The sequence below is a fragment of the Pseudomonas sp. NBRC 111138 genome (assembly GCF_001320835.1).
GTDB lineage: Bacteria > Pseudomonadota > Gammaproteobacteria > Pseudomonadales > Pseudomonadaceae > Aquipseudomonas > Aquipseudomonas paracarnis.
Genome location: NZ_BCBO01000046.1, coordinates 1 through 4,516, shown reverse-complemented (window position 1 = coordinate 4,516; position 4,516 = coordinate 1). Strand labels below are relative to the sequence as shown.

The 4,516-nt window shown below is 61.1% G+C and carries 5 protein-coding genes; all 5 read left to right on the top strand.

What is annotated here, in order from left to right; translation table 11 throughout:
- Positions 1–896 (top strand): amino acid permease (locus APH41_RS08680; protein ID WP_054918490.1); only part of this gene is annotated, 896 nt, incomplete at its 5' end.
- Between the two features lie 24 nt (positions 897–920).
- Complete coding sequence (arcA, locus tag APH41_RS08675; RefSeq protein ID WP_054918486.1) at positions 921–2,177, top strand: arginine deiminase; 1,257 nt, start codon at positions 921–923, stop codon at positions 2,175–2,177.
- A gap of 12 nt (positions 2,178–2,189) precedes the next feature.
- A complete protein-coding gene (locus APH41_RS08670; RefSeq protein ID WP_014719695.1) occupies positions 2,190–3,200 on the top strand; it encodes an ornithine carbamoyltransferase in 1,011 nt (336 codons plus the stop codon).
- A 136-nt stretch (positions 3,201–3,336) separates the two neighbouring features.
- On the top strand, positions 3,337–4,266 hold the full coding sequence (gene arcC / locus APH41_RS08665; protein ID WP_014719696.1) for a carbamate kinase: 930 nt from the start codon (positions 3,337–3,339) through the stop codon (positions 4,264–4,266).
- A gap of 18 nt (positions 4,267–4,284) precedes the next feature.
- Positions 4,285–4,516 (top strand): DUF5064 family protein (locus APH41_RS08660; protein WP_156359038.1); only part of this gene is annotated, 232 nt, incomplete at its 3' end.

The following is a 4,516-nucleotide window of genomic DNA, read 5'->3' as shown; positions in this document are numbered from 1 at the left end:
TGGACATCTTCACCGCTGACATCTGGGGCGTGAAAAACCCGGACCTGGGCAGTGTGATGAACCAGGTGCGCAACATGATGCTGGTCACCGTGTGGGTGTTTATCGGCATCGAAGGCGCGAGCATCTTCTCGTCCCGTGCCGAGAAACGCAGTGACGTGGGCAAGGCCACCGTGATCGGCTTTATCACTGTGCTGCTGTTCCTGATGCTGGTGAACGTGCTGTCCCTGGGGATCATGACCCAGCCGGAACTGGCCAAGCTGCAAAACCCGTCGATGGCCGCCGTGCTGGAGCATGTGGTGGGCCACTGGGGCGCGGTGCTGATTAGCGTGGGCTTGATCATCTCCCTGCTCGGCGCGCTGCTGTCCTGGGTGCTGCTGTGTGCGGAGATCATGTTCGCCGCCGCCAAGGACCACACCATGCCGGAGTTCCTGCGCAAGGAAAACGCCAACCATGTGCCCGTCAACGCACTGTGGCTGACCAACGCAATGGTGCAGATATTCCTGGTGATCACGCTGTTTTCCGCCAGCACTTACCTGTCACTGATCTACCTCGCCACCTCGATGATCCTGGTGCCTTACCTGTGGTCGGCGGCCTACGCCCTGCTGCTGGCGGTGCGCGGCGAGACCTACGAGAACGCCCTCAAAGAGCGCAGGAAAGACCTGTTCATCGGCGCCATCGCCCTGATCTATGCGATCTGGCTGCTGTATGCCGGCGGCACCAAATACCTGCTGCTCTCCGCCCTGCTCTACGCCCCCGGCGCGATCCTGTTCGCCAAGGCCAAGCGTGAACTGGGCAAACCGATTTTCACCCCCGTCGAGAAGCTGATTTTCGCCGCAGTGGTCATTGGCGCCCTGGTGGCGGCCTATGGGCTCTACGACGGCTTCCTGACCCTGTAATTGTTGTTCACTGGAGGATCTGTAATGACCACGGAAAAAGTGAAGTACGGCGTACATTCCGAAGCCGGCAAACTGCGCAAAGTCATGGTGTGCTCCCCAGGTTTGGCCCACCAGCGGCTGACCCCCAACAACTGCGACGAGCTGCTGTTCGATGACGTGCTGTGGGTGGCCCAGGCCAAGCGCGACCACTTCGACTTCGTGACCAAGATGCGCGAGCGGGACATTGATGTGCTGGAAATGCACAACCTGCTCACCGACATCGTCGCCAACCCCGAAGCGCTGGACTGGATTCTGGAACGCAAGATCACCGCCAACACGGTAGGCCTGGGCCTGGTCGATGAAGTCGGCTCGTGGCTGCGCAGCCTGGAGCCGCGCAAAATCAGCGAATACCTGATTGGCGGCGTGTCGGCCGACGACCTGCCGAGCAGCTTCGGTGGCAAGACCATCGAGATGTTCCGCGATTTTCTCGGCCACGCCAGTTTCATCTTGCCGCCACTGCCCAACACCCAGTTCACCCGCGACACCACCTGCTGGATCTACGGCGGCGTGACGCTCAACCCGATGTACTGGCCGGCGCGCCGCCAGGAAACCCTGCTGACCAGCGCCATCTACAAATTCCACCCTGAGTTCACCAACGCGGACTTCCAGATCTGGTACGGCGACCCCGACCTGGAACATGGCGCCGCGACGCTGGAAGGCGGCGACGTGATGCCGATTGGCAATGGCGTGGTGTTGATCGGCATGGGTGAGCGCTCCTCCCACCAGGCCATCGGCCAACTGGCGCGCAACCTGTTCCAGAACAAAGCCGTGGAACGGGTCATTGTGGCCGGCCTGCCCAAATCCCGCGCCGCGATGCACCTGGACACCGTGTTCAGCTTCTGCGACCGCGACCTGGTCACCGTCTTCCCCGAAGTGGTCAACCAGATCGTGCCGTTCACCCTGCGCCCTGACGAGAGCAAGCCCCACGGCATCGACATCCAGCGCGAGAAAACCAACTTCCTCGAAACCGTGGCCGCAGCGCTCAACCTCAAGGCGCTACGTGTCGTCGAGACCGGCGGCAACAGCTTCGCCGCCGAACGCGAGCAATGGGATGACGGCAACAACGTGGTGGCCGTGGAACCGGGTGTGGTGATTGGCTACGACCGCAACACCTACACCAACACCCTGCTGCGCAAGGCCGGTGTGGAAGTGATCACCATCAGCGCCGGTGAACTCGGCCGTGGCCGTGGCGGCGGCCACTGCATGACCTGCCCGATCATCCGCGACCCTATCGACTATTAAGGAGATTCCATCATGGCTTTCAATATGCGCAACCGCAGCCTGCTGTCGCTGATGCACCACACTACCCGCGAGCTGCATTACCTGCTGGACCTGTCCCGCGACCTCAAACGCGCCAAATACACCGGCACCGAGCGCCCGCACTTGCAGGGCAAGAACATCGCGCTGATCTTCGAAAAAACCTCGACCCGCACTCGCTGCGCCTTCGAAGTCGCGGCCCATGACCAGGGCGCCCACGTCACCTACATCGACCCGGTGTCGTCGCAGATCGGCCACAAAGAAAGCATGAAAGACACCGCCCGCGTGTTGGGCCGGATGTTCGATGCCATCGAGTACCGTGGTTTTGAGCAGGAAATCGTCGAAGAGCTGGCCAAGTTCGCCGGTGTGCCGGTGTTCAACGGCCTCACCGCTGAATTCCACCCGACCCAGATGATCGCCGACACCTTGACCATGCGCGAACACAGCGACAAGCCGCTGCATGACATCAGCTACGCGTACCTCGGGGACGCCCGCTACAACATGGGCAACTCGCTGCTGATGATCGGCGCCAAGCTCGGCATGGACGTGCGCATCGGCGCGCCGAAAGCGCTGTGGCCCCATGAAGATTTCATCAAGCAATGCCAGGCCTTTGCCGAGGAAAGCGGCGCGCGCATCACCATCACCGAAGACCCGAAAGAAGCCGTGAAGGGCGTGGACTTCATCCACACCGATATCTGGGTATCCATGGGCGAACCGGTGGAAGCGTGGGACGAGCGCATCGAGCAACTGCTGCCGTACCAGGTCAACGCCAAGATGATGAAAGCCTCGGGCAACCCTCGGGTGAAATTCATGCATTGCCTGCCGGCGTTCCACAACAGTGAAACCAAGGTCGGCAAGGACATCGCGGCGCGCTATCCGCACCTGGCCAATGGCGTGGAAGTGACCGAAGAGGTGTTCGAGTCGCCGGCCAATATTGCCTTCGAGCAGGCGGAAAACCGCATGCATACCATCAAGGCGATTCTGGTGTCGGCGTTGGCGGATATCTAACCCCACTCTGATCGTTCCCACGCTCCGCGTGGGAATGCAGCCAGTGGCGCTCTGCGCCACAAGAGCGGACGCAGAGCGTCCGGTGGGGCATTCCCACGCAGAGCGTGGGAACGATCATTCTAGAAGGACATTCTGTATGCGCATCGTCGTAGCCCTGGGCGGCAACGCCCTCCTGCGTCGTGGTGAACCCATGACCGCAGACAACCAACGCGCCAATATCCGCATCGCCACCGAACAGATCGCCAAGATCCACCCCGGCAACGAGTTGGTGATCGCCCACGGCAATGGCCCGCAAGTGGGCCTGCTGTCATTGCAGGCGGCGGCCTACACCAGCGTCTCGCCCTATCCGTTGGACGTGCTGGGCGCCGAGACAGAGGGCATGATCGGCTACATCATCGAACAGGAACTGGGCAACCTGCTGGACTTTGAAGTGCCGTTCGCCACCCTGCTCACCCAGGTCGAAGTCGACGCCAAGGACCCGGCCTTCCAGAACCCCACCAAGCCTATCGGCCCTGTGTACGCCAAAGCCGAAGCCGAGAAACTCGCCGCAGAGAAAGGCTGGGCCATCGCGCCCGACGGCGACAAATACCGCCGTGTAGTCGCCAGCCCGCGTCCCAAACGCATCTTTGAAATTCGCCCGATCAAGTGGCTGCTGGAGAAAAAAGCCATCGTGATCTGCGCCGGTGGTGGCGGCATCCCCACCATGTATGGCGAAGATGGCAAGCTGCGCGGCATTGAAGCGGTGATCGACAAAGACTTGTGTTCCTCCTTGCTGGCCACGCAACTGGAGGCCGATTTGCTGGTGATCGCCACCGACGTCAACGCCGCCTTTATCGACTTCGGCAAGCCCACCCAGAAGGCCATCGGCCAGGCCCACCCCGACGATATGGAAAAACTCGGCTTCGCCGCCGGCTCCATGGGCCCCAAGGTACAAGCCGCCTGCGAGTTCGCCCGTCAGACTGGCAAAACCGCGGTGATCGGTTCACTCTCGGACATCGAAGCCATCGTCCAGGGCAGCGCCGGCACGCGCATCAGCACGGCAAAACCTGGCATCACCTACCTGTGAAGTTGAGGAGAAACGCCTATGGCTATCTTTGAACCCGGCCACTTGCATATCGAGCGACACGCGCTGAACAAGGACGATGTCAGCTACGACCTGTGCCTGGACTACGAAGTCGTCACGGATGACCGCGAAGGCAAAGGCATGCAGTTCACCCTGCATGGCAGCATCCAGGGCAAGGACATGAAGGAAACCTTTTTCCTGCCCAAGGACCAGGCCTATAACTTCGCCAGCAATGTGACCAAGATTGTCGAAA